Raw genomic sequence first — 22,357 nt, forward strand, 5'->3', positions numbered from 1 at the left:
CATCCGAGGGAATGAGCCTTTCGAACCCACGTGCGCAACTCGTCCGGGTACTTTAGTGGTGCTTCCATGAGTCGCTTGTCCTTCCGGCTGTTCGATGTCTCCATCAAACCCGGGGCACTTCAAGATGTCACCCAACCGCGCAACAGTCCCGTCGTGGCCCTGCCAGGGGTAGACAGCTGAGAGCTCTGGCTACCTCGGTTCAAGGCAAGCAGCGTGGACGCATGACTACACCCCGCCCGCGCAGGTCGAGCCATCAGCCGCAGCCACTCTCTCCAGCCGATCGGACGGCGCCCTTGGAAGTTGCCTGCGAACTGTCGCGCCGGACGCCAGCACTTGCTCTACTCGCATTGAGCACGGGCGGGTTCGGGATCGGTCTGACCGAGTTCATCATTGCGGGATTGCTCACCGAGGTCGGAAGCGACCTCTACGTGAGCATCTCTGCCGCAGGACATTTCGTAGGCGCCTACGCACTGGCCGTCGTCCCGGGAGCCCTCATCATCACTCCAATGCTTATGCGTCGAACCCCGAAGCTCGCACTGGTTATCCTCCTAGCTCCTTCATCGTCGGGAGCGTCCTGTCCGCCTGGTCACCGAACTACGCGGTCATGCTGGCCGGCCGCATTACCTCCGCACTCGCGCATGGTGGCTACTTCGGCATCGGCACCATGCTTGCCTCTTCCCTAGTTTCGGAAAACAAACGTGCTTCAGCAAAGACTGCACTGTTCGCGGGTTTCACCATCGCGAACGTACTGGGGTGCCGCTGGGCGTCTGGGTGGGTCAACATCTGGGCTGGCAGGCGGTATTCTGGAGCATCTCCGCTGTCAGCCTGCTCGCCCTTGCCGGTGTCATCGCACTGGTGCCCACGACCGATCCGGAACGCGTTCAACTGCCGCTGAGGTCCCAGTTCCGAACCCTGGCCCAACCGCAGGTCCTCGGGGCACTGGCCACGACCGCGCTGGTGTTCAGCGGGATGTTCGGGGTCTTCACCTACATCGAGCCTCTGCTGCGTCAAGTCACCGGCTATCCAGCCGAAGCCATCCCCTGGCTGCTCGTGGTCTTCGGAACCGGGCTGTTCACAGCGAACGTCGTGGGAGGCAAGGCCGCTGACCATGACCCCGACGAGGCCGTCATTGTCCTGGCCATGCTGCTTCCGGTGGTGATTCTTGGACCGGTCGCGGTTTCTGCTCTGCCCGTGCCGATGGGCATCGGCCTGTTCCTGCTCAGCTTGGTCGGTTTCGCCACCGTGCCCGGACTGCAGGCGCGGGTCATGAGGCACCCTCGCCTCTGCCACGAACATCGCCGCTTTCAACCTTGGCAGCACCATCGGGGGCAACATCGCCGGTGCCGCAATCGGCGCCGTGTGGGGTCTGCGGAGTGCCACCGTCACCGGAGCTGCACTCACCCTGGCCGGGCTTGTCATCGTCCTCTTCACTCGACGATCATCCGCACGGACGTCGTTCGATTCGAGCACCGCCACCACCGACTGCCCCTAACATGCCACCTCTGGCAAGGGAGACCATCGTTGAGTCGAACGCGCGAGATCACGTCATCATCGTCACTGGCGCAACAAGCGGATGCCCGAGCCGACCATGGCCGCCTACGCGGCATTAAAGGCAGCGCTGCTCACGTGTCGAAGTCGCTGACGATCGAGCTCGGCCCGCTCGGAATCTGCTCGAACGTCGTTTCGGCCCCGTTCGATGCCCTGGGCGGTTCGCACCCGGTTCAACACCGGCCCGGATACAGCAGTCGAGCGCTTCATCCGCGAGGAACGCCTCCTGCCCTTCGGCAAAATCGCACATCCCGACGATGTCACGAAAACGGTCAGCGGCCTCCAGTCACCGGCGCAGAGTGGACCATCGACAGCGACGCGCTGAGGCAGCTCTGAGAAAGTAGGGCGTCTACGCGGAGAGCAACAGACGCAGTGCCGCAAACGAGGTGCTCCCGCGTTCGGCAGTGTGAGTCAAGGGTCGTTGCCCGTTGCCCTCGGGCAGGTGGAGTACCTCGTAGTCGAGTTCAATATCGCCGGCTTCCGGGTGGCGCAGCCTCTTGGTCCCGCTTGTGCACGGCGTACGTAGTGACCGACCCACAGGCGTGCGAACTCGGGGCTATTCATGCTCACCTCGCCCACGAGCGCCGCCAGTCTCTGGTCATGGGGGGAACTGTGCGGCCACGTAGCGCATCGACGAGACCGCCACGGCGGCTTCGTCCTCCCAATTGACGTACAGGTCACGCATGTGCTTATCCAGAAACAGTAGCTTCAGCTGATTGGGGCGATCCGCCACACGCGTGGGCGCTTCAAGGTCCAGATGGCCAGCGAGAGGCAGGTGGCCAGCACGGTTCCACGCGAGGATGTCATTCAAGCGCCCCAAGAGCGCGGCCGGCACGTCCCCATGGCGTGCAGGAGCCGCTCGGCACCGGCCTTGGCGATCGCAGGCGTCCGCTGGCGTATGTGCTCCTTGGGTGCGGGATGGACCAGCGCGTACAGGTGGGCACGTTCGTCCGAATCCAGTTGGAGGGCGCGGGCGAGAGCACCGATGATCACGTCAGAAGCGTCCTGGGATTGCCCCTGCTCCAGCCGAGTAACGTACGTCACAGTGACACCGACAGGGTGGGCCAACTCCTCACGACGCAGTCCAGGCACCCGACGACGTCCGTAACTGTTGATGCCTGTGGCTTCGGGAGTGATGCGGTCACGGCGGGAACACAGGAACTCTCCCAGCTCGGTCACGGGTCCGTCGGTGTACACAGAGAACGAGGTGGCCATGCACCAACTATCGCAGCGATCATGTCTCGATACCTGACCCTATGAGTGCTAGGCAGCAACCGATTCCTGTCGTCGAGCCGACCACCAGAAACAGGCCCTACAGGCCGGAACCGGCCGATCGGTATGGGCAACCGGCCTGGTGATCCTCCCTACGCGATCAATGGACCAGTCTCAAGGTTCGCGCTGACGCTTGGTCACAAAAAAGGGTGTGGACTTGGCGCGCGTACTGGTATGCACCAAACTCCTGCGAGACGCGCGGCTGATCTGATTTTGGAATTGCTGGGTGAGCAGTCCCACAGCCCACCGAGCTGTTCAGGGCTTGGCGGCGTTGATGACCTGGGTGATGGCGTCGCGGGAGGTGGTGAGGGCGGCGATGGACGCTTCGATGCGGCTTTGTTCGCGCTGGAGGGCGGTGATTGTCTCGGAGCAGATTGGTGCGAGGTGTCCGGCACGTTCGATCAGGCAGGGCAGAACTGCGCGGATGGTGTCCGTACTGAGGCCCGCATCGAGAAGTGTCCGGATCCGTCGTACGGTCTCGACGTCCTGGTCGTTGTAGTCGCGATACCCCGAGGTGTTGCGGGCAGGGTCAAGGAGCCCTTGCTCCTCGTAGTAGCGCAGCAGTCGCGGGGTGGTGCCGGTCCGAGCGGCTACGTCAGAGATGCGCATGGATGGGTACTTTCTGCGGAGACTTGCCTTCTCATTGATGTGAAGGTTCAGTCTAGCAGGGTGAGTGTTAAATGTGCTTCTTCTCGTGCCCAATTGCTGGATGTACTCTCGGTGGTCGGTTTCGTGGTCCTGGTCTTCTGCACAGGGACGGCGGAGTACCTGGTGGCCGGCGTGCTGCCGCAGCTCGCTAACGACATGTCGGTGGATGTGGCGACGGCCGGGCAGGCAGTGACGGCATATGCGCTGGGAGTCGCCGTGGGTGGCCCGATCATCAGCGCATTGACGGTTCGGTTGCCCCGTAAGGGTTTGGCGCTGACGCTGGCGGGTGTCTTCATCGCTGGCACCGCGATCACGGTGGCCGCACCGAGCTTCGGGTGGGTGATCGTCGGTCGAGTGGTGTCGGCGTGCACTCAGGCCACGCTGTTCGCGATCGCATTGATGACGGCCACCGTGGCGATGGGGGCTCAGCGGCAGGGCCGGGCGATCGCTCTTGTGACGTCGGGACTGACGGTTGCCACTGTGCTGGGAGTGCCACTGGGGAGTCTGCTGGGCGGAAGCATCAGCTGGCGCACCCCGTTCATCATCGTGGCCGGTATGGCAGTGGCTGCGGTTGCAGTCGTAGCACTGGCAATGCCCCGCACGCCTGCTCCATCCACCAGAGTGAGCGATGAGTTCCGCACGCTGCTGCGGATCCCGGTTCTGCTGGCCGTGGGGACCACCGTGGTCGGCTTCGCGGGAGTCAGCGTGGTGTTCACCTATCTCGTCCCGTTGCTGTCCGAGGTGACTGGCATCAGCCCCGGGGCTGTTCCGGCTCTGCTACTCGCGTACGGCGTAGGGGGGTTCCTAGGGAATCTGGTCGCAGGACACCTCACGGACCATTCTCTGAGCAAGACCCTGACCGGCGTCTTCGTCTCCCTGGCAGCCGTACTGGCAGCATTCCCTCTGTTGGCAGGCGCTGCGGGACCGATGATCATGCTGGTACTGGCACTCGGACTGCTGTCCACAGCCACCATCGCTCCCCTGCAGTCTCTCGCCCTAAGGCACGCAGGCGAAGCACCGACGCTGTCACTGGCAGTCAATGTAGGGGCCTTCAACCTTGCCAACGCAATTGGCGCTGCCCTCGGCGGCCTAGGAGTCGCCACCGGCCTGCTGCGGTGGAGCGGCTTCGGCGCCAGCCTCTTCGCACTCATAGGGCTCGCTCTGTCAGTCATTGCACTGCGCGCGACGCCCTCCTCGCCCGACTCCTCAACTTCCTGACGACAAGGAGAACCACAATGAAAGCTGCCGCCATCACCACGTACGGCAGTCTCAACGCACTGACGATCCTCGACCTACCCGTACCCACCGCTTCTCCACATGAAGCCCTGATCGCCGTAGTCAGCTCGACGATCAACCCAGTGGACGTGAAGACCCGCCTTCCAGACACCCCTCAAGAGGTGAGCACGTTTCCCGCCGTCCTGGGCTGGGATCTCGCGGGCGTGGTCGTCACCGCCCCGCCGGAGTCGGCCTGGCGGCCCGGGGACCGTGTGATCGCGATGCATCCACCACAGCCGACGGGCCACGGATGCTGGCAGCAGTACGTCACCATTGACCCGAACCTTCTAGCGGCAGCACCGACAAACGTTGACCTCATCACGGCGACCACACTCCCCCTTGCCGCCCTCACCGCCGACCAAGCACTCCAGAGGCTGAACTTGCGCAAGGGAGAACGCCTCCTAGTCACAGGAGCAGTCGGCAGTGTCGGCGGCATGGCCGTGCAACTTGCGACACTCTCAGGCATCAGCGTCACCGCTCTCGTCTCGCGCCCAGAGCACCAAACAACGGCAATCTCTCTGGGGGCAACCGCCGCGCAGTCAGAATTTGACTCCGCCCACGAATTCGACGCCATCTTCGACACGGCTGGGATCCTCGGGCAACCACGCCTCCTGAAGCCCGGAGGCAAACTTGTCACCGTCAGCGACGACCGAATCCCCAATGCTTTGGCTGAACGCGCACGGATAGCCGATCACAATTACGTCCACCACGACCCTCAGCGCCTCGGCGAGCTGTCCACTCTGGTGACAACCGGTGCGCTCAGGCTACGCGTCGCCCACCACTACCCCCTGTCAGACATCCAGAACGCACACCGAACCGTCGAGGCCGGCGGGCTGGACGGCAAAGTCGTCATCTCCGTCTGAACAGCCAACGATCCATGACCCTCCACCCGGGCCACCAGCGTCACCTCCAGATGGAGCTTGCAGGCAGTCAAGCAGGTAGGTTACGCGTGGAGGTAACTACCCTGATGGCGGCGATGCAGGCTGACTTGGCACACCCGTGGCGGTTGGTGGAGTTGGCTGAGATCGCGCATCTGTCACCGTCGCGGCGGCGACAGTTGTTCGTCGAGATCCTCGGGATGCCACCGATCGCGTGGCCGACCCTTCAACGGGTGAGAGCGATGGCCCGAACCATCAGCGCCACAGACACCACCACCCGACAGGCAACAGCCGAGGTCGGCTGGATGAACCAGGCTCATGCGGCGAAGCAGTTCCGCAAGCTCACAGGGCGGTCACCAACCGAGTATCGCGCCAAGGTCTGGAGTCAAAACGAGCCCGTAGGGATTTGTCGCTGGTGTGGCCACCCGATCAAGCAACCCTCTTCACGTGCTCGCGGATAGTCGTGCCTGATGGGCTATCCACGGCGAAGGGGCCACGACACCTCCCGTTAAATCCGCATACAGTACACAATCAGCCTCAACGGGAGGCACGCTGCCGCTTTGAAGGCATTGGCGGAATGACGCCCGCTCGTCGGAGGCATCCGGCCCGGTCATGGGTGACCGTAGCCTAGTCTAGCTCCTCTGGCGTGAACACCACACGTCCTTAGCATCTTCCCCGGCCGCGAGAGTGCCACCGACTGGCGCTGCCGCATAGTCGTGGGCCTCATTTGGTCGGCCGTCGCCCGCCGGGATTTCGACCGTCCAGAGTTCGTTCCTCACCTCGACACGAATGGCTGTCTCCTCGAGGCCATGACTCGTTCCCATAGTTCCTCCCACTCCCTGCGCCGAACGCTTCCTTCTCGACGCATGCAAACCCTTTCCCCTCTCCGCACATTTTGTACTCACAGGTACAGTTCGTGGTAGCATCGAGCCCATGGGACGACCGCGCATGTTCAACGAGGCAGCAGTGCTTGACGCAGCGGCGGGCGAGTTCCGCGTACATGGGTTTGCCGACACATCGACGGAGCAGCTATGCGAGGCGGCGGGCGTGCGCCGCAGCACGCTGTACAACACATTCATCTCGAAGGATGAGTTGTTCGTGCGGGCCCTGGAACGCTACCTGGAGGCCACGTCGGCAGCTCAGGCGGAGATCTTGGAGTGCGAGTCGCTCGATGGGATGGAACGCCTACGCGCCTTCTTGGACCTCATGGTCGAAGAGGAAGCCAATGCGGCGCGGCATGGCCATGCGGCGGGGTGCATGGTGGTCGCGGCTCGGATGACGCCTGACCTTGTGCGCCGGGATGATCGCATTGGGCGACTCCTCGATCAGGGCTTGGAGCATCAACTTTCCGCACTCTCGCTAGTCGTCCGGCAGGGGCAGGCCGATGGCTCGATCGCGCAGGATGTGACCCCGCGGGACGCGGCGCGGTTGATGGTGTCGCTGGTCTGGGGGGTGCGGGTGATGGCCCAGTCCGGCACTGCCGCTGAGGAGTTGCAGGTCGTGACGTCACTTGGACTGAGGGCCCTGCTCCCCTAGCTCCACTCGCAACGCCACCCTGGCCCACCTCTGCCCTAGTTTTGTACTTTGTAATACAGAAAGGTTGTTGGATGAGGAAGCATCTGTACTTGTTGATGGTCACGATCTTGATCGTGATGATGAGTGAGTTGCAGGTCGCGGGCATGATGCCATCGATCGCGGCTGATTTGGGGACGTCGATTGGGCAGGTGGGGCTGCTTGTGTCGATGTATTCGCTGGGAATGGCGCTCGGCGGCCCTGCGGTGGCCTACGTTCTGCGGCATGTACCGCCGAAGCGTGCGTTGTTGACGGTAGTGGGCATGTATGGGGTTCTTGAGGCGCTGCTTCCGGTGGTGCATGAGTACTGGTGGGTGGCCCTGATGCGGGTGTTGACCGGTTGCTTGTCTGGTGCGACGTTCGGTCTGTCGGTCACGTTCGGGGCTCAGTTGGCGCAGAGTCCGGCGAAGATCGGCGAGGCGATTTCGATCGTGTTGGGTGGGATCATGGTCGGAACGGTGATCGGGCTGCCGTTGTCGCACTACATCGCCGGCGTCCTTGGCTGGCAGGCCAGCTTTTATTTCCTTTCGGTGGCGGCTCTGTGTCTGTTAGTGGCCAGCGCGCTCGCGCTACCGCCTCGCGAGCCCGCGTCGCCGGAGGATGCGGCGCAGGATCTACGCAACCTTCGTTCACCGCGGCTGTGGTCGCGTTATCTGGTCAGCTTGCTGACTATCGGGGCTGCCTACGGTTCGTTCTCGTACTTCACACCACTGCTGGAGCACAGCGCCGGCCTGGGACGGAATGTGACCACGGTGGTGTTGCTGACCTACGGGGTCTTTTCGTTCGTTGGCAACCTCGTGGTCGGCCGGTTCGCCGACCGTCATGCCGTGGCCGTGCTGCGCATCGGCCACGGGTTGCTGATCGCTTCGCTGAGCGTGATCGCGATGTTCGTGACCGCTGCCTGGGTGGTAGTCGCCATGGTGCTCGTTGTTGGGCTGGCGGGCGTGACGATGAATCCCGCGCTTGTAACGCGGGTTGCCGAGGTGGGCGGGACAGGGAACCTGGTCAGCACCATCCACACTTCTGTGATCACGATGGGCGTGACACTCGGGACCGCCATCAGCGCGCTGACTATGAGTGGCTTCGGCGACGACCCCGCCATCGCCATGTGGACCGGGGCCGGTTTCGCTATCCTCGCCGCGGGAGCCCTCACGCTACAGACCGCCCCTCGAAACACACCCGCAACAACGAACACGTGACCTTCAGCGCGGACTACCAGAAGCTTCCGCCCGTCCACATTCCCCCGCTGCACGGCCACTAGTCCCCTCGGGGGTTGCAGCAGTGGCGGATGCGGTCCACGCCGATCTGACACGCCCGTGGCGGTTGGTGGAGTTGGCTGAGATCGCGCATCTGTCACCGTCGCGGCGGCGACAGTTGTTCGTCGAGATCCTCGAGATGCCACCGATCGCGTGGCCGACCCTTCAACGGGTGAGAGCGATAGCTCGAACCATCAGCGCCACAGACACCACCACCCGACAGGCAGCAGCCGAGGTCGGCTGGATGAACCAGGCTCATGCGGCGAAGCAGTACCGCAAGCTCACAGGGCGGTCACCAACCGAGTATCGGGCTGCGTACCGCGATCGAGGCGTGCGGACGAGTCCGTGGTGTGGGCATGTCTGTTAGCGCAATGTTGGCAGCTGAAATCATGTTGATGGCTCATGGCTGTGATGAGAAAGATGTGCTGGACTCACGGGTTGGGTTGAAGTGCCCCGGGTTTGATGACGACATCCAACCCGGGGCACTTCAGAGTTCATAAACAGGCAGCTCAACCGTTTGGTTGAGTGAACAACCAAACTGGTGGGCGATGTGGGTGAGCGCTACTTTTCACACACTGGAGCTATGTTGATTTTTGCTATTGCTTTCATCACCGCAGCCCTGGTTTTCTACACCATGGGCGTGTGGGCAGAACACAAGAAAAAAGTTCTCACGTGGCCACATGTGATCCTATTTGGGCTTGGGTTTGTGTGTGACGCAACTGGAACCGAGTTTATGCGCCGAATCGCACAGTCCGACTCTTTTTCCTTTGGTGGCGAGGCCGCCCAAATTTTGGGGCTCATCATGGCGGTCACGGGAGCGTTGGCACTATTGCTCATGGCCATCCATTTTGTGTGGGCGCTTTACGTCATGATCAAGGGTTCGGACCGTGCGCGTGCAGTGTTCCACAAGTTTTCGCTTGTGGTGTGGGGTATTTGGTTGGTTCCCTACTTCACCGGCATGGTTGGCGGAATGCTGTAACCGAAAGCTCACACAGTTAACTGAATCCCGGAAGTAAACCGGCGTTCCTCACCACTGAGCGGATCTCGGAACTCAAGCCCAACCGCACACAAACGCAGGGGGTGCGAAAAGTCGTACGGGTCCTGGTCCAAGTCGTGCGGGTACACGGGGTCACCCAAAATAGGCACGCCGGCCCCTAGCATGTGAACGCGCAACTGGTGAGTCTTACCCGTGTGCGGTGTGAGCACAAACCGGCCCACGGGATCACCCTCATACGTGCCAACCACGTGTGAAAACTCAATGCGGGAACGCGCGTTGATGGGCCCGTCGACTTCCTTAACACCGCGCGTGCCCTTGTCTTTTTCGATCCGCGACTCGCACTCACGTGGAAACGCAGCCGGGTCAAAGTCCGGCGGCAGAACCGCTAAGGCCTCATACGTTTTGTCCACTTTTCGGTCTTGGAAAAGCCGCTGGTACGCCCCGCGTGTGTCCGGGTTGCGCGAAAGAATGAGTAGCCCGGCTGTCACGCGGTCAAGCCTGTGGATGGCCACCAGATCAGGTTCGTTGCGGTCTACACGCAACCGGGTGACCACGCATTCGCGTACGAATCGCCCGTTGGGAGTCGAGGCCAAGAAGTGAGGTTTGTCCACCACCAGCAGGTGTTCGTCTTCATGCACCACAGTCACGTCAAACGGCACGCGCTCTTCCGGCGGCACGATCCGGTGGAAGAAGTAGAAGCCACCTGGGGTCACAGGTGTTTCCAGAGTGACCGGTTGACCGTTTTCGTCCACGAGCCCACCACCGTGGGGGTCGGCGATGTAGTCAAGGTCTTCGCTTGATTCGGGGAAGTCGGCTAACAACCAGTCGCGGATGGTCGCTGGGACTGGTTCGTGTTGGCGGGAGTGCGTCTGATTTCCGCCAGGTGCGCGCAACCGGGTTGCGCTGATCCCTTCCCGAGGTCGTAGCGGACTTCTCATGCCCCTTACCCTACCGACACCTCGGGCTCCATCAGCCAAACGGCCTTAACAAACGGCGCAAAGCGAGCGAGACTACGCATTATATTGCGCGGTTTTGCTCGCTTTGCGCAGTCTGACCCACAACTTGGGCAATGCGTTGCGCTTCATTTGCCACGTCGCGCACGTATTGATCCGACGGGTTGTATGCCTTGATCGCGACCGTGTACCCGTTCACGTCGGTCAGGTTGCGGTTGTTCGCACACAGAAAAGCAGCTGCGGACGCCGCCGCATCGTCAATGTTGTGCGGGTCTTTCTCGCCGTCGCCGTTACCGTCCACAGCAAACTGGTTCCATGTGGTTGGAATGAACTGCATTGGGCCCACAGCACGGTCGTGTGTCCGGTCGCCGTCGAGCTGCCCGCCGTCTGTGTCGCGAATATGCGCCGTCCCATCACCACGCAGCTGAACCCCAAAGAGGTGCGGCGTGACCTCGCCGGAGTCATCGACGCGGGCGCCCTTGTAGCGTCCGTGATCGGTCTCGATTTTGCCGATTCCAGCCAACGTATTCCACGACAACCCACACTGCGGACTGCGCTGGGCAGCCCACACCGTTGCCGCGACATACGCCTGCAGAACACGTTGCGGGATCCCCGACTTTTCGCTCGTCTCTCGCAACCACGGGTTATCGACGGCAACCCCGCCCGTCACCGGGTCAACGGCAGGCATGGAGGGCGCAACCGGCGCTGGAATCTCCACGACTTCCTCGGCCTCGCTGGCCGCCCCGTCTGCACGGAGGTTCACAAACAGCAACCCGGCCAGTACCACCAACGCAATCGACATCGCCATGAGCGGGACTGCCCACCACCGGGATACCCCCGCCGAGGTCGTTGCCACCTTCGTAGTGCCTTTGGGTTTCGCTGCGACCTTGGGTTTCGTAGCTCCTTTGGGCTGCGTAGGAACCTTGGGGATTTCGGCGCTGTCCTGCAGGCTGCTGGCGTAACGCTTGTCTTCACTGTGCATTACGAGTCCCCTCTGACCCACACACTGGCGGCAAGGATCGCCAGCGCAATGCTACACAAGACCGCTGCCCCAACGACTCCCCACCACCAGTTCGACGGACCTTCGACCTCGGGCGTTACTGGGGCAGCTTGAGGAGGATCCGCAGGTGGGTTGGCGTGCACAATGTCCCCGGTGAGCGAGGCGGCTTGGCAGTGGCCAATGAGAGCGCCTAAGGGCGAGCCGACCACCTGAGCTGGCAGTTTTTTGCCCACGTTGAACCGGAGAACAACAGTGACCCGGCGTTCGTGTCCGTGAACCTCACGAGTCAGCGTTTCAAACTCCACGTCATACGCGCCTGGCTGGTTAAACATGAAGGTGGGGGTGCTAAATTGCCCAGGCGTGACGGTCGACTGCGAACCTTGACGAAGGTTCTTGGTGTTCTTCCCTAGCGCGTCTTTTTGCTGAATGATGACGTTTCCCGGTCCGCTCACGCGCGTGAGCGTCACCTGCATGGACTTCACGAGTGCCGGATCCAGGTCGTTCGCGCTCCATCCCACGGCGGGCGCGTTTGCACCACCGGTTGCCCATACTTGGGATCCGGGGGTGGCGAATTCTTTGTCCTGAGTTGTTGAAGGAGTGAATGCAGTCCGCGCTGAATCTGGCACGGTGACGTTCACGGTTGAGGGTGCGCGTTCTGCCCCATTCACTTGGACCTGGGTGGGGCTGATGAGCACCTGCCCGTGCGTCACGTCAACCATTTGCCCCTCGCCTGCCGGTGCGCACACATTGGCCGCAACCGGTTGGAAGGGCAGCGCGGCGGGAGTGGGCACGGTCACGCCCGGCGTGGCGCCGTACTGGCCAGGCATATTGCCCGAGGTGTCACCCTCCTGGCCGGGGCCCGTTTCCTCTGCGTTGTCCGCGCCTTTGTCGTCGGTCGACGTGTCGTGAGAATCGGAGGGGCTTTCGGCTGGGTTCCGAGGGACCGGGGTTGTGGGCGCGCACTGCGAGTCCGCCGCCCCATCACTAGCCTCCCCATCTTCCGCCCGGCCGTCCGCATCCCGGTCGTCAGTCACCTCGGCCCCTTGTGCGGTGACCGTCAGCATCCCGTTTCGCGCCGGTTTCTTGGCGTCTTCTCCGTACATGGAGTAGGCGACGCAGTGCGTTCCCGGCTCGGAGAACGTCAGGTGTAAGGGCTCGATCGTGGGGGCCGAAATGTCGTAGGCGAACGTGTCCCCACGCGTCGCGATGTACCCGCCTTGAGAACGGTTGGGGTTGATGACGCCCATGGTTCCATGGCCGTCGTGCCGGAACGCCATGCGCACGCGTCCGTCCAGTCCGCGTGCGTCGAAATCGGCGTGGGCAACGTACCCCGCCGAGGTGTTTTCCGCCTTGACCGTGTGCTGTTTGGGTCCCAGCTCAGGCGGTTTGATGCGGTATTTCTCGTCGAGGTCGGTTGGGCAGTCTGCGGGGTCGGTGTCGATTGTGGTGGTGCCGTCGGTGGATTCGACCCGGATGGTGTGGGTGTGTTGCCGAGGCTCTTTCTTGCCAAGCGAGTGCGCGTGGATGCTCAGACAGTACGTCCCAGGAGTGGCCTTCACTTGCACACTCACCGGGCGCGATGGCTTGGTCTGTACCGCAAACGGCAGGTGTTCCCCGTCGAAGGTCACTTCGTCTGAGATGGTGTGCGGGTTGGTGCCACCCGCGGGTTCAGCACCGTCAGAGCTATCAGCGACTTTCGCGCCGGCAGGCACGCTCAGAGTTACGGGCCCCGTGCTCTTCCACTCGCGTGTATCGAGCGTGAGTGTGTCCCCACGCGATTCGAAAATCTCACTGGCATACACCGGTTGAGGTGTCACGTGCGGCACAAACGCCAGCGCCACCACAGCACAAATAGCTACCCAGAATCGACACTTCACAGACGCGCCACCATCCCGTGCCGTGGAGCAAACAACCACGCAAGTAGGAAAAAACTGGTGAGCACCAGGACGATCGTTCCGCCCACGGGGAAGTCAGCAGTCCAAGAAATATAGAGCCCAATGAACGCCGACACTGCACCCAGCGCGGGTGCGAGGAACATCATGGTGGAGAGTTTGTCGGTGAGAAGTCGCGCGGTCGCCGCCGGGGTGATGAGCAACGACAGCACCAGGATGTTTCCAATGGTCCTGATCGACACAACGATTGCCAGAGTCACCGCAATGTAGAGGACGATGTCCAGCCAGAAGACGCGGAGCCCCAACGCCCGCGCATATTCACGGTCGATGCTCACCGTGACAAGGTCACGCAAGAAGACCATGAGCACCGCGATCACGACGCAAGCGGTGATAGCGACAACGTACACGTCTGATGTGGGGATACCTGTGATCGACCCGAACAGGAAGTCCGTCAGCGACCCTGCATAGCCGGGAGACTGCGAGATGATGACGATTCCCAACGCGAACGCCGCAACGAAGAACACACCAATGACCGAGTCTTCTTTAAGCCTGCGGAACTGGGAAAAAATCGCTACCAAAAGCGCCGTCACAATACCTGCGATCGCACCACCCACGACCAGGTTTCCGCCTACCACGAACGCGACTGCAAGACCCGGAAATACCGAGTGAGCCACCGCGTCACCAATAAAGCTCATGCCCCGCAACACCACGAAACAACCTACGACACCGCACAGAATGCTCGCCATCGTAGCGACCATGAGTGCCTTGGGGAGGAACACCAGAAGCGGATTGGTGAGGTCGGCAAAGAAGTCGAACACGCTCATGCGCTCACCCCCAGCGCAGTCAGCAGAGGTGACTGGGGTTTGAGGCTGAACACATCGCACCACAGCTGTGGATCGGTCAGGTTGTGCGGCGAGTCGTACGCACGGATGTTGCCTTTGAGCATCGCAATGTGTGTACACGTGTGCATGGCCGCCACCAGGTCGTGAGTGGCCATGAGCACGACGGTTCCTTCTTTCGCAAGAGAGATGAACAGGTCAGTGAGCAGCTCCTGAGTGGGCACGTCAACACCGGTGAAGGGTTCGTCTAACACCAGCAGCTGCGGGTGCGAAACAAGCGCGCGAGCCACCAAAACACGTTGCTTTTGCCCACCGGAAAGTTCGGCAACGGGACGGTCTTTGACCTCTGAAAGATGTACTTGTTTAAGCGCATTATTGACCGCTCTGTAATCTTCAACGGTCGGGCGTTGCCATAGTTTGAAGCGCTTACCGGTCAGCACGGTGTCTTCAACCGAAATCGGGAAGTCCCACGCAAACTCGTGCTTTTGGGGCACGTACCCAACACCCACCTCGGCCTGCATAGTCACCTTCCCGCGGGAAGGTATGAGCCCCAGGATCGATCGCAACAGGGTGGTCTTACCAGCCCCGTTGGGACCCACAAGACCCACAAAGCTGCCCGCGGAAATCTCCAGGTTGAGGTTCTCAAGAACCAACCGGCCACCCAGTTTTGTGCTCAGGTCGCGGACGTCTAAAACAGTGGTCGTGTCGGGTGCGCTCACTCGTCCATCCCTGCGGCCTTCTTGCGCTTGCGTGCGTTCGCTGACATGACAGCGACCGAGATGACGGCAATGAGGAAAACGCCACCCACTCCCCCTGCGATCAGTGGCAGTGCAGAGTTGCCGTCCGATTTCCCAGCGGCTGTGTTGTCTTCCGAGTTTTCATTCTGCCCGGATTCGTTGGAAGCGTCGTCTGAACCTTCCCACTGCATGCTGGCGGCTTTGTCTACGTCAGCTTGGTCTCCCACGGCAAGGCGGATGGTTTTGGTGTCTTCTAATTTTTCGCCCGAGGTGGTTTTCGCGCTCACGGACATCTTCACCAAATACTCCCCCGGCTTGGTGAATACCCAGTTGGCGTGCGTGTGAGTGTTGAGGTCCACCGAGGCGTCACGCTGCTGGTCGTCCCACACGATTTGCGGGGCACCGAAACCGCCGTTTTGCAGGTACACCACAAGGTCTCCGGGGCCTTGCACTCCGCGCAGAGACAAGGTGACGTTTCCGTCTACTTCGTTGACGAAGCTGGGGTTCTGTGTGTTCCACCCGAGCCATACGACACCGGGTTGTTCAACCTGCGGGATCACCCACACGTCATCGCCCGCGTTGGCTGGAATGAACGAGTACTGTTCGTCGTCTGGCATCTGAATCTTGCCACCCTGATCAACGACCTTGAGCACGGTCTTGTCCAGGTGTCGCCACACGGGTGGGTTAGTAGTGTCGTCACGAGCGACGAGTTCGGTTTTGCCGTCGGTGAGGCGCGGGCCAATGTCCACGTGACCGGCGTCGATCGTCGCCTGGTCCTCGCTGAGTTCTTCAGAATCAGAGACGTTCTGTTTAAGCTTTTCTTCTTCGTCTTCAGCACCGTTGCCTGAAGGTTGGCTTCCCGTGGCATGCGCCGCGGTCGCTGTGACGCTAGAGGAAACGGTTGTCGCAACGGGGCTCACTACCCCTACAGCCAGTAGCGTGCATGCGATCGCTGTCAGTCGAATCGCTTTCATGTCAGGCATCCTTTCAATGATTGTGCGTTGAACCGCATGAGTTCTTCATAAGTAGTGACGCGGGAGTCAAACGCGTCCGAGTAGATGTCGCACACGCTCACGTTCGCTTCATCCGCAACTGTTCTGAGAGTGAGTGACCTACCCAATTGCGGTTCAACGAAGACCGCTGGGACTTTAAGGTTCTGAATGGTGTCGGCGAGCCGAATTCGATCAGTGACGCTGGGTTCAACAGCGGGGTTTGGCGTGACGAACCCGGCGATGTCCACGTCGTATGCCGCGCCGAGGTACGCGAACGCGTCATGCGTGGTAATGAGGTGGCGTTTGTCTTTGGGAATAGACGCAAGGGTGTCGCGTACTTCGCGGTCCAGTGCGTCCAGCCTGTCCACGTAACGCTTGGCGTTGGCCTCATATGTGCGTGCGTTGTCCGGGTCGGCGTGGGCCAGCGTGTCGCGAATGAGCTTGACGTAGGCGATTGCGTTGCTCACGTCGTGCCACAAGTGCGGGTCCATTTCGCCGTGCACGTGCTTCCCCAGAACCGCTTGTGGCAACAGATACGTGGACGAGCCTGGTTCGCCTAAGAACTTCGAACCGCGTGGGATTTCCTGCCACGCTTTGTTGGTCACGGAAATGACAGTGTCGTCTGGGTTCAGACTGTCGTGTCCGGCAACATTGCGTTCATAAGAGCTTTCGCCGAGGTCGGAGCTGGTTTCCTTTTCCGAGTCGGCAAACACGGTGAGGCGTTTGGTGTCGAGGTCGGTGGTGAGGTCCGCGTGGCCTTCGTCGATGATGCGTTTGTTTTTCAGCTGCGGGTCGGAGTGAGGGTCGACCCCAACGGCGAAGGTGTACGTACCCTTTCCGATGTAGGTTTCGTTTTCCGGGTCGGTTGCCAGATGCGTTTCGAACGTGACCTTGTACACTCCGGGCTTGGAAAACGCCCAGCTTAAGTGGGTGTGCGCATTGACCGGCAAGGTCGCCATGTCAGAGTCCCTTGCACCGTCTGAACTGTCAAAGTACAGGGTGTTCTGCCCCAACGCTTGCGTGAGAAACCCGTGGACGGTGCCCCCGGAAGGGGCAACGACCTCGGTCATTTTCATCCGTACCTCACTGGAACGGTCAGCGCCCAACTCACTACCGGCACCCGAGACGCGCAGCCCCAGCCACACGGTGTCAAGAGTGACGTCCTCCACCAGGGGGATGACGCGCGCGGAATACTTGGTAGCGCCTTCCGCGAGCCCAATGTTGGGTGCGTCAGACGGGATATTCGCGTCTAGGGTCTTGATGAGTTTGTGCTCTTCCAGCATGACGTAGTTGGAAAAGGCGACGTCGGAATACACGATGTTGCGAACATCGCGCAGGGTGGGTTCGTAGGAGTGCGGGTCCGCGTTGGCAGGAACCAACGGGACCACGTTCGCCGCATCACCGGCAACGTTCTTAACGAGGTCAGCGATGATGCCGGTCGTGGCAACCACCTGAAGCTGGTCTGCGTTGCGGTGGGTGTACGCACTCCCCTGACACCCCGCGGCCAACACCGTCACCAGGACAGCGCTGACCGCGAGGAACGTACGCCTGATCATGAACGGCGGCGCCGTTGCGAAACGACGGCAACGATTCCGATCCCTATAAGCACACCGCCACCTATCAGGCCGGCGGAGATTCCTGAAACACCTGTCCGCGGCAGGGATGGGTGAGCACAGTTTTCCATGTTGCCGGCATCTGCGTTGCTGACGGAAGCGGTTGAGTCACCGCCGTTGGCGTCAGCGGTTGCCTGGTCCGAGGTGGACTGGTCGCCCTGCTGGTCACCGGACTGGGCGTCAGCTTTCTGATCGGGAGCCGTCTGCCCCGTTGGCGTGATGTTGCCGGCGCCGGCGTTGGCGGACTGGCCCACTTCAAAGTTCAGGGTTCCGGTGGCTTGGGTGGTCGACCCGTCCTTGAGTTTCACGGTGAAGGTGACTGTCGCGGTGTAGTTTCCGGGAGCCGAGAACACCCAGTTGCCGTGTTCGTGCGTACGCAACGGAATGTCGTAGGAGTCTCCGGCGTTACGGAACACGTGTTTGATGCTTCCGCCGCCCAGGCCACCGCCACCCACGAAGACGTTGAGTTTTCCGGGACCGTTGAGCGAATCGAGGCGCATGGTGACTTTCGTGGCGTTATTGACGAGTTGCTCGTCCTGCGTGTTCCACCCCAACCATGGAACTTGTGACTCCTGGGTTTGGCCGATCATATAAATGTCTGAACCGGGCTTGCCTAAGAATCCGAATTCGGCGGGGACCTTCTTCTTCGACGCGTCCCCCAGAACGAACATCACGTCTGACGGGTTGCGCCACACGGGCGGCGAGGTACGGTCGTCTTTCACTTGCGCGGTTGCGCGCTTCCCATTGAGGCGGGCACCAAAGTCGAAGTGACCGTCAGTCACGCGAACACGCTGGCCTGCAGGAGCCTGCTGGCCACCTCCGCCGCCTGTGCTGCCGTTGCTTCCTTGACCGGCACCAGTGTTGCTTTCAGTGCCCTGGCCGGCTGCACCAGAAGCAGCGGTTGGTTCGCACACCACGGGGGCCTGGGCTGGTGCAGAGTTGTGGTTGGCACTTGTGCCACCGCTTTGGCCAGCGTTGGCGCTCCCGCCGTTCCCGTCAGCGTCGTCCTTTGAGTTCACCGTTAATGTGACCGGCTTAGATTCGACGCGTTCGTCACCTGATGTGTGAACGGCGCGAAACTGAACGCCGTCAAACTCTTTAGTCACGGACGGAATGATGATCTGGCGCGAGGACACTGCCTTCTTACCGTCCTTGTATTCCATCCACTTTTCAGACTCCGATGCACGGGTTTCCCACACCAGTTTTCCGGCGACCTTAAGTGGTTGTCCGCCGTTATCAGAGGTTTGGCTGTAGGTGGCTTCTGCGCGTGCATCTTGGCCTTCGACGTATTCGTCTTGGTCCAAGGTCGTGGTGAGTGTGAAGTCGTACTCAGAGTTGTCTTCGTCGGATGGGGCTTCCGAGGTGGATGGCTCTGGTTCCTGTGGGGCCTCAGGAGCTTCAGGTTCGCCTGCTCCCACCTTCAGTTCAACTTCGTTCGACCGCGTTTCCCCGGCATATACGGCACGAAATACGGTGCCCGAGTCAGTAGCTTCGAGGTTTTCGATGCGGAGTTCTTTTCCTTGTGCCGCTTCAACGGGCTCCCAGTTTTCTGAACCGGATGCTTTGCGTTCCCATGACACAAGTCCGTTTTCATCGCCACCGTCTATTGTGGCGCTGAGGACCGCGGTGTCACCGGCCTCGTACTGATCTTTGTCAGCACGCGCTTCGACCGTGACGCTCGGCTGTTCTGGTGCCGGCTGTCCAGGTTTGCCACTTGGTGAGGGGGCGGGCTTATCAGTGGCTGGCGCTGAAGGTGCTGTCGTTGGTCCCGAGGTGGGAGCTGGTTTTGGTATTTCGGGTGTGGGTTGTGGCGCAGGTTTGGGCTTGTCAAGGTCTTCAAGTTCGGCTTTGTTCAGGTCACCTACGACGAAGACGTATTCCTGTTCACCGGTGACGCGTTTGCCATTGACTACCGCGCTGGAATCAAAGACCAAACGGTAGACACCTGGATGAGTGAACACCCAATTAGCGTGAACGTGAGCGTTAGCGATCTGCTCGTAGCTGGAGTGCTTGGGGTCGGTGAGTGAGAAGATTCGGTTCGAGCCCGACCACCCGGTCTGGAATACCTCGACGTGAGCACCCTTTGGTGCTTGGGACTTCTTCTGGTTGAGCCGCATGGTGACCTTGCCACCTTTGACATCCTTTTCAGCGATGTCTTGCGTGTTCCACCCTGCCCAGAGCCCTTCGTGGTTCTGGTTCTGTGGGATCATCCATGCCCGTTTTCCTGCCGCGTGAGTAAACTCGAAGCCTTTGGCAGGTATTTCTTGCTTGAGTGCGTCGCTAACGTGGAACAGCAGTTCGTTGGCCGGTTCGCGGGCGTGCTCGTACTTACCGTTGGAAGGCGCCCAGTCGACTTTGGAGAACATGTGCATTTTTCCGCCACGGATGCACATAGCAACTGCGTCGGCGTGTTCAGTGGCGACAACGTTGCGTTTGCCGATTTTGGGCACGTCTCCGCGAAGTCCGGTGGCGTCGGCGCCACAGACGGGTGCGGATGATGCAGTGTAGGTGTTGTCAGTTGGGGCGGCGTGGGCTCCGGTGCCCAGCACTGATGCGATGAGTGCGACAGAGGTGGCGAATCCCGCCACAGCACGACCAAGAAACGGCACAGTTTCGACTTTCTATCTCTATTGTCTTTTCCTCCCAAACAGTAAAAACGAAACGTTATAGTGTCATAGCTTTATGTAAATATGCGTGCATGCGTGAGGCGCGTGACGGCATACAAAAATTGGGCCGCAAGCGTGATGCTTGCGGCCCGATTCTTCAGAAGGGACGTTTACTTGTCGTCTTCGTCGTTGTCTTCCTGCTTCTCTACAACCAGTGTTTCGGTGGTGAGAACCAGAGCTGCGATCGATGCAGCGTTGCGCAGTGCCGAACGGGTCACCTTGACTGGGTCAATGATTCCCTGAGCAATCAGGTCACCGTATTCGCCGGTTGCGGCGTTGTATCCCTGACCTGCTTCCAGCTCAGCAACCTTCGATGCAACAACGTAGCCGTCCTGTCCAGCGTTTTCTGCGATCTGGCGCAGCGGCTGAACGATTGCACGGCGAACGATGTTCACACCAGTTGCGGCGTCGTGTTCCTTGCCCAGGTCATTACCGTCAAGGACCTTAGCTGCGTGGATCAGCGCGGATCCACCACCAGCAACCACACCTTCTTCGATGGCGGCGCGCGTAGCGGAAACAGCGTCTTCGACACGGTGCTTACGTTCCTTGAGTTCGACCTCGGTGGCGGCACCCACCTTGATCACTGCAACACCGCCGGCCAGCTTGGCCAGGCGTTCCTGCAGCTTCTCCTTGTCCCATGACGAGTCAGTGTTCTCGATTTCGCCACGGATCTGGGCGGTGCGAGCGTCGACGTCGTCCTGCGATCCTCCACCGTCAACAACAGTGGTGTTGTCCTTGGTGACAGTGATGGTGCGGGCGGTACCCAGTTGGTCCAGGGTAATCTGGTCGAGCTTCATACCCATGTCAGCGGTGATGACCTGTCCACCGGTGAGGATTGCGAGGTCTTCCAAGATCGCCTTGCGGCGGTCACCGAATCCGGGGGCCTTCACGGCGGCGACGTTGAGGATTCCACGAATCTTGTTGACAACCAGAGTGGACAGCGCTTCGCCTTCCACATCCTCGGCAACAATGAACAGTGGCTTGCCTGCCTGCTGCACCTTTTCCAGAACAGGGAGCAGATCCTGAATGTTGGAGATCTTGCCCTGGTGGATCAGGATGTATGGATCCGACAGAACCGCTTCTTGACGGTCAGCGTCAGTCACGAAGTATGGCGACAGGAAGCCCTTGTCGAACTGCATACCTTCAGTGAACTCAAGCTCAACCGAAGACGCCTGCGATTCGTCGATCGTGATGACGCCGTCTTTACCAACCTTGTCGAAAGCTTCTGCGATCAGTTCACCAATTTCAGGCGACTGAGCCGAAAGCGCTGCAACGTGTGCAATTTCTTTTGAGTCAGCAACTTCGCGAGCGATTTCCTTGAGGCGTTTTTCAACTGCATCGACAGCCGCTTCAACGCCAGCCTTCAACTGGCCAGGAGCTGCGCCGGCTGCGACGTTGCGCAGACCTTCGTGAACGAGTGCCTGAGCCAAAACGGTTGCGGTGGTGGTTCCGTCACCGGCAACGTCGTTTGTTTTGGTGGCAACTTCTTTTGCCAGCTGAGCGCCCAGGTTTTCGTATGGGTCGGTGAGTTCTACTTCACGTGCGATGGTGACACCATCGTTGGTGATTGTGGGTGCGCCCCACTGCTTGTCAAGAACAACGTTGCGACCGCGTGGGCCCAGTGTCACTTTGACGGTGTCAGCCAGAACGTTTACACCGCGCTCAAGTGCCTTGCGAGCGTCGTCATTGAACTGCAAAGTTTTAGCCATTTTTCACTTCCTTCTAAAGAGTGTGAGTGTGTGAAGGTGTGATTAGCCGATGACTGCGAGAACGTCGCGAGCTGACAGCACCAGGTATTCCGTGCCCTGGTACTTCACTTCGGTTCCACCGTACTTGGAGTAGATGACCTTGTCGCCAACGTTGACATCAACAGGCACACGGTTTCCGTTGTCTGCAACGCGGCCGGGGCCAACTGCGACAACTTCGCCTTCCTGTGGCTTTTCCTTAGCGGTGTCTGGGATTACCAGGCCGGAAGCAGTGGTCTGTTCTGCTTCGAGCTGACGGATTACGATGCGGTCTTCGAGTGGCTTAATAGCTACCGACATGTGACAGTCTCCTTTTGAGTCTGTGTCGAGATGTGTTTTGTGTGCCCTCTGGGCTAGCTCGCTTAGTGTTGTTCGTCGTCGCGGGTGCCGAATCAGCATTAAGCTTTAGTGCAGTTTGCCGGTGTCTCTAGGTGCCGCCGAGTGCGACACTCACCTCACCGTGCAGTTAGCACT

General features: G+C 60.5%; 22 protein-coding genes and 1 pseudogene. 8 read left to right on the plus strand and 15 right to left on the minus strand.

Translation table 11 applies throughout. The annotated features are described in order from the left end of the window. Nucleotides 1-771 precede the first annotated feature (771 nt). Nucleotides 772-1,884: an MFS transporter gene (locus HMPREF0183_RS13515; RefSeq protein WP_211205338.1), complete on the plus strand. Its 1,113-nt coding sequence runs from the start codon at nucleotides 772-774 to the stop codon at nucleotides 1,882-1,884. A gap of 13 nt (nucleotides 1,885-1,897) precedes the next feature. Here the strand turns inward: HMPREF0183_RS13515 and HMPREF0183_RS13440 are convergent. From HMPREF0183_RS13440 to HMPREF0183_RS08960, 4 genes and pseudogenes are all read right to left on the minus strand, one after another. Continuing rightward, nucleotides 1,898-2,112, minus strand: a pseudogene (locus HMPREF0183_RS13440) (MmyB family transcriptional regulator). 34 nt (nucleotides 2,113-2,146) lie between these two features. Beyond that, complete coding sequence (locus HMPREF0183_RS13445) at nucleotides 2,147-2,359, minus strand: MmyB family transcriptional regulator (RefSeq protein WP_342610915.1); 213 nt, start codon at nucleotides 2,357-2,359, stop codon at nucleotides 2,147-2,149. After that, nucleotides 2,356-2,763: a helix-turn-helix domain-containing protein gene (locus HMPREF0183_RS13305; protein ID WP_005885180.1), complete on the minus strand. Its 408-nt coding sequence runs from the start codon at nucleotides 2,761-2,763 to the stop codon at nucleotides 2,356-2,358. The genes HMPREF0183_RS13445 and HMPREF0183_RS13305 overlap by 4 nt, the downstream gene beginning before the upstream one ends. A 312-nt stretch (nucleotides 2,764-3,075) precedes the next feature. Then, nucleotides 3,076-3,522: a MerR family transcriptional regulator gene (locus HMPREF0183_RS08960; RefSeq protein WP_211205339.1), complete on the minus strand. Its 447-nt coding sequence runs from the start codon at nucleotides 3,520-3,522 to the stop codon at nucleotides 3,076-3,078. Nucleotides 3,523-3,540: 18 nt separating this feature from the next. Here HMPREF0183_RS08960 and HMPREF0183_RS08965 point away from each other — a divergent pair, with 18 nt between their 5' ends. Genes HMPREF0183_RS08965 through HMPREF0183_RS12225 form a run of 3 tightly spaced genes read left to right on the plus strand, consistent with a single transcriptional unit; the run spans nucleotide 3,541 to nucleotide 6,082 of the window. Further along, nucleotides 3,541-4,686: an MFS transporter gene (locus HMPREF0183_RS08965; RefSeq protein ID WP_040348750.1), complete on the plus strand. Its 1,146-nt coding sequence runs from the start codon at nucleotides 3,541-3,543 to the stop codon at nucleotides 4,684-4,686. A 17-nt stretch (nucleotides 4,687-4,703) separates the two neighbouring features. Further along, a complete protein-coding gene (locus HMPREF0183_RS13405) occupies nucleotides 4,704-5,606 on the plus strand; it encodes an NADP-dependent oxidoreductase (protein ID WP_005885184.1) in 903 nt (300 codons plus the stop codon). A gap of 14 nt (nucleotides 5,607-5,620) precedes the next feature. After that, entirely contained in the window at nucleotides 5,621-6,082 is a 462-nt protein-coding gene (locus tag HMPREF0183_RS12225) for a helix-turn-helix domain-containing protein (protein WP_005885185.1), read from the plus strand. A 171-nt stretch (nucleotides 6,083-6,253) separates the two neighbouring features. On the opposite strand, the gene HMPREF0183_RS08980 is transcribed toward HMPREF0183_RS12225, so the two are convergent. Then, complete coding sequence (locus tag HMPREF0183_RS08980; RefSeq protein ID WP_005885187.1) at nucleotides 6,254-6,445, minus strand: NUDIX hydrolase; 192 nt, start codon at nucleotides 6,443-6,445, stop codon at nucleotides 6,254-6,256. A 109-nt stretch (nucleotides 6,446-6,554) separates the two neighbouring features. Between HMPREF0183_RS08980 and HMPREF0183_RS08985 the strand changes: the two genes are divergently transcribed. From HMPREF0183_RS08985 to HMPREF0183_RS08995, 4 genes are all read left to right on the plus strand, one after another. After that, on the plus strand, nucleotides 6,555-7,157 hold the full coding sequence (locus HMPREF0183_RS08985) for a TetR/AcrR family transcriptional regulator (RefSeq protein WP_040348753.1): 603 nt from the start codon (nucleotides 6,555-6,557) through the stop codon (nucleotides 7,155-7,157). Between the two features lie 71 nt (nucleotides 7,158-7,228). Beyond that, entirely contained in the window at nucleotides 7,229-8,392 is a 1,164-nt protein-coding gene (locus HMPREF0183_RS08990) for an MFS transporter (RefSeq protein ID WP_005885189.1), read from the plus strand. A 127-nt stretch (nucleotides 8,393-8,519) separates the two neighbouring features. After that, a complete protein-coding gene (locus HMPREF0183_RS12590; protein WP_245527150.1) occupies nucleotides 8,520-8,816 on the plus strand; it encodes a helix-turn-helix domain-containing protein in 297 nt (98 codons plus the stop codon). A 216-nt stretch (nucleotides 8,817-9,032) separates the two neighbouring features. After that, nucleotides 9,033-9,428 (plus strand): HsmA family protein, encoded by a 396-nt coding sequence (locus HMPREF0183_RS08995; protein WP_005885192.1) that lies wholly within the window; start codon nucleotides 9,033-9,035, stop codon nucleotides 9,426-9,428. 8 nt (nucleotides 9,429-9,436) lie between these two features. On the opposite strand, the gene HMPREF0183_RS09000 is transcribed toward HMPREF0183_RS08995, so the two are convergent. The 10 genes from HMPREF0183_RS09000 to groES all read right to left on the minus strand — a co-directional run bounded on the left by HMPREF0183_RS09000 (nucleotide 9,437) and on the right by groES (nucleotide 22,183). Beyond that, nucleotides 9,437-10,384 carry a pseudouridine synthase gene (locus HMPREF0183_RS09000; RefSeq protein WP_005885193.1) on the minus strand — a complete coding sequence of 316 codons (948 nt, stop codon included), beginning with the start codon at nucleotides 10,382-10,384 and terminating at the stop codon, nucleotides 9,437-9,439. 79 nt (nucleotides 10,385-10,463) lie between these two features. Then, nucleotides 10,464-11,381: a lytic transglycosylase domain-containing protein gene (locus HMPREF0183_RS12230; RefSeq protein ID WP_005885194.1), complete on the minus strand. Its 918-nt coding sequence runs from the start codon at nucleotides 11,379-11,381 to the stop codon at nucleotides 10,464-10,466. Beyond that, nucleotides 11,381-13,276, minus strand: a complete 1,896-nt coding sequence (locus HMPREF0183_RS09010; protein WP_156798221.1) for a hypothetical protein — start codon at nucleotides 13,274-13,276, stop codon at nucleotides 11,381-11,383. Before HMPREF0183_RS09010 ends, HMPREF0183_RS12230 begins: the two co-directional genes overlap by 1 nt. Then, nucleotides 13,273-14,115, minus strand: coding sequence for an anchored repeat-type ABC transporter permease subunit (locus tag HMPREF0183_RS09015; protein ID WP_005885196.1), 843 nt, complete (start codon nucleotides 14,113-14,115; stop codon nucleotides 13,273-13,275). Before HMPREF0183_RS09015 ends, HMPREF0183_RS09010 begins: the two co-directional genes overlap by 4 nt. Next, nucleotides 14,112-14,849 carry an anchored repeat-type ABC transporter ATP-binding subunit gene (locus HMPREF0183_RS09020; RefSeq protein ID WP_005885198.1) on the minus strand — a complete coding sequence of 246 codons (738 nt, stop codon included), beginning with the start codon at nucleotides 14,847-14,849 and terminating at the stop codon, nucleotides 14,112-14,114. The genes HMPREF0183_RS09015 and HMPREF0183_RS09020 overlap by 4 nt, the downstream gene beginning before the upstream one ends. Next, a complete protein-coding gene (locus HMPREF0183_RS09025) occupies nucleotides 14,846-15,841 on the minus strand; it encodes a choice-of-anchor M domain-containing protein (protein WP_050775401.1) in 996 nt (331 codons plus the stop codon). Before HMPREF0183_RS09025 ends, HMPREF0183_RS09020 begins: the two co-directional genes overlap by 4 nt. Then, the gene (locus HMPREF0183_RS09030; protein ID WP_005885202.1) at nucleotides 15,838-17,415 is read right to left on the minus strand and encodes an anchored repeat ABC transporter, substrate-binding protein; all 1,578 of its coding nucleotides are present in this window, start codon (nucleotides 17,413-17,415) and stop codon (nucleotides 15,838-15,840) included. Before HMPREF0183_RS09030 ends, HMPREF0183_RS09025 begins: the two co-directional genes overlap by 4 nt. Beyond that, entirely contained in the window at nucleotides 17,412-20,081 is a 2,670-nt protein-coding gene (locus HMPREF0183_RS09035; protein ID WP_040348759.1) for a TIGR03773 family transporter-associated surface protein, read from the minus strand. The genes HMPREF0183_RS09030 and HMPREF0183_RS09035 overlap by 4 nt, the downstream gene beginning before the upstream one ends. A gap of 167 nt (nucleotides 20,082-20,248) precedes the next feature. Then, nucleotides 20,249-21,847, minus strand: a complete 1,599-nt coding sequence (gene groL / locus HMPREF0183_RS09040; protein ID WP_005885206.1) for a chaperonin GroEL — start codon at nucleotides 21,845-21,847, stop codon at nucleotides 20,249-20,251. A gap of 42 nt (nucleotides 21,848-21,889) precedes the next feature. Next, the gene (groES, locus tag HMPREF0183_RS09045; RefSeq protein WP_005885208.1) at nucleotides 21,890-22,183 is read right to left on the minus strand and encodes a co-chaperone GroES; all 294 of its coding nucleotides are present in this window, start codon (nucleotides 22,181-22,183) and stop codon (nucleotides 21,890-21,892) included. Nucleotides 22,184-22,357 lie beyond the last annotated feature (174 nt).

It is taken from the genome of Brevibacterium mcbrellneri ATCC 49030, assembly GCF_000178455.1.
Taxonomy (GTDB): Bacteria; Actinomycetota; Actinomycetes; order Actinomycetales; family Brevibacteriaceae; genus Brevibacterium; species Brevibacterium mcbrellneri.

What these genes read in the sequence shown, in the direction of transcription:
- HMPREF0183_RS13305 (WP_005885180.1), bottom strand. Translation starts at nt 2,763, where the DNA reads ATGGCCACCTCGTTCTCTGTGTACACCGACGGACCCGTGACCGAGCTG.
- HMPREF0183_RS13405 (WP_005885184.1), top strand. Translation starts at nt 4,704, where the DNA reads ATGAAAGCTGCCGCCATCACCACGTACGGCAGTCTCAACGCACTGACG.
- HMPREF0183_RS12225 (WP_005885185.1), top strand. Translation starts at nt 5,621, where the DNA reads ATGACCCTCCACCCGGGCCACCAGCGTCACCTCCAGATGGAGCTTGCA.
- HMPREF0183_RS08980 (WP_005885187.1), bottom strand. Translation starts at nt 6,445, where the DNA reads ATGGGAACGAGTCATGGCCTCGAGGAGACAGCCATTCGTGTCGAGGTG.
- HMPREF0183_RS08985 (WP_040348753.1), top strand. Translation starts at nt 6,555, where the DNA reads ATGGGACGACCGCGCATGTTCAACGAGGCAGCAGTGCTTGACGCAGCG.
- HMPREF0183_RS08990 (WP_005885189.1), top strand. Translation starts at nt 7,229, where the DNA reads ATGAGGAAGCATCTGTACTTGTTGATGGTCACGATCTTGATCGTGATG.
- HMPREF0183_RS08995 (WP_005885192.1), top strand. Translation starts at nt 9,033, where the DNA reads ATGTTGATTTTTGCTATTGCTTTCATCACCGCAGCCCTGGTTTTCTAC.
- HMPREF0183_RS09000 (WP_005885193.1), bottom strand. Translation starts at nt 10,384, where the DNA reads ATGAGAAGTCCGCTACGACCTCGGGAAGGGATCAGCGCAACCCGGTTG.
- HMPREF0183_RS12230 (WP_005885194.1), bottom strand. Translation starts at nt 11,381, where the DNA reads ATGCACAGTGAAGACAAGCGTTACGCCAGCAGCCTGCAGGACAGCGCC.
- HMPREF0183_RS09015 (WP_005885196.1), bottom strand. Translation starts at nt 14,115, where the DNA reads ATGAGCGTGTTCGACTTCTTTGCCGACCTCACCAATCCGCTTCTGGTG.
- HMPREF0183_RS09025 (WP_050775401.1), bottom strand. Translation starts at nt 15,841, where the DNA reads ATGAAAGCGATTCGACTGACAGCGATCGCATGCACGCTACTGGCTGTA.
- HMPREF0183_RS09030 (WP_005885202.1), bottom strand. Translation starts at nt 17,415, where the DNA reads ATGATCAGGCGTACGTTCCTCGCGGTCAGCGCTGTCCTGGTGACGGTG.
- groL (WP_005885206.1), bottom strand. Translation starts at nt 21,847, where the DNA reads ATGGCTAAAACTTTGCAGTTCAATGACGACGCTCGCAAGGCACTTGAG.
- groES (WP_005885208.1), bottom strand. Translation starts at nt 22,183, where the DNA reads ATGTCGGTAGCTATTAAGCCACTCGAAGACCGCATCGTAATCCGTCAG.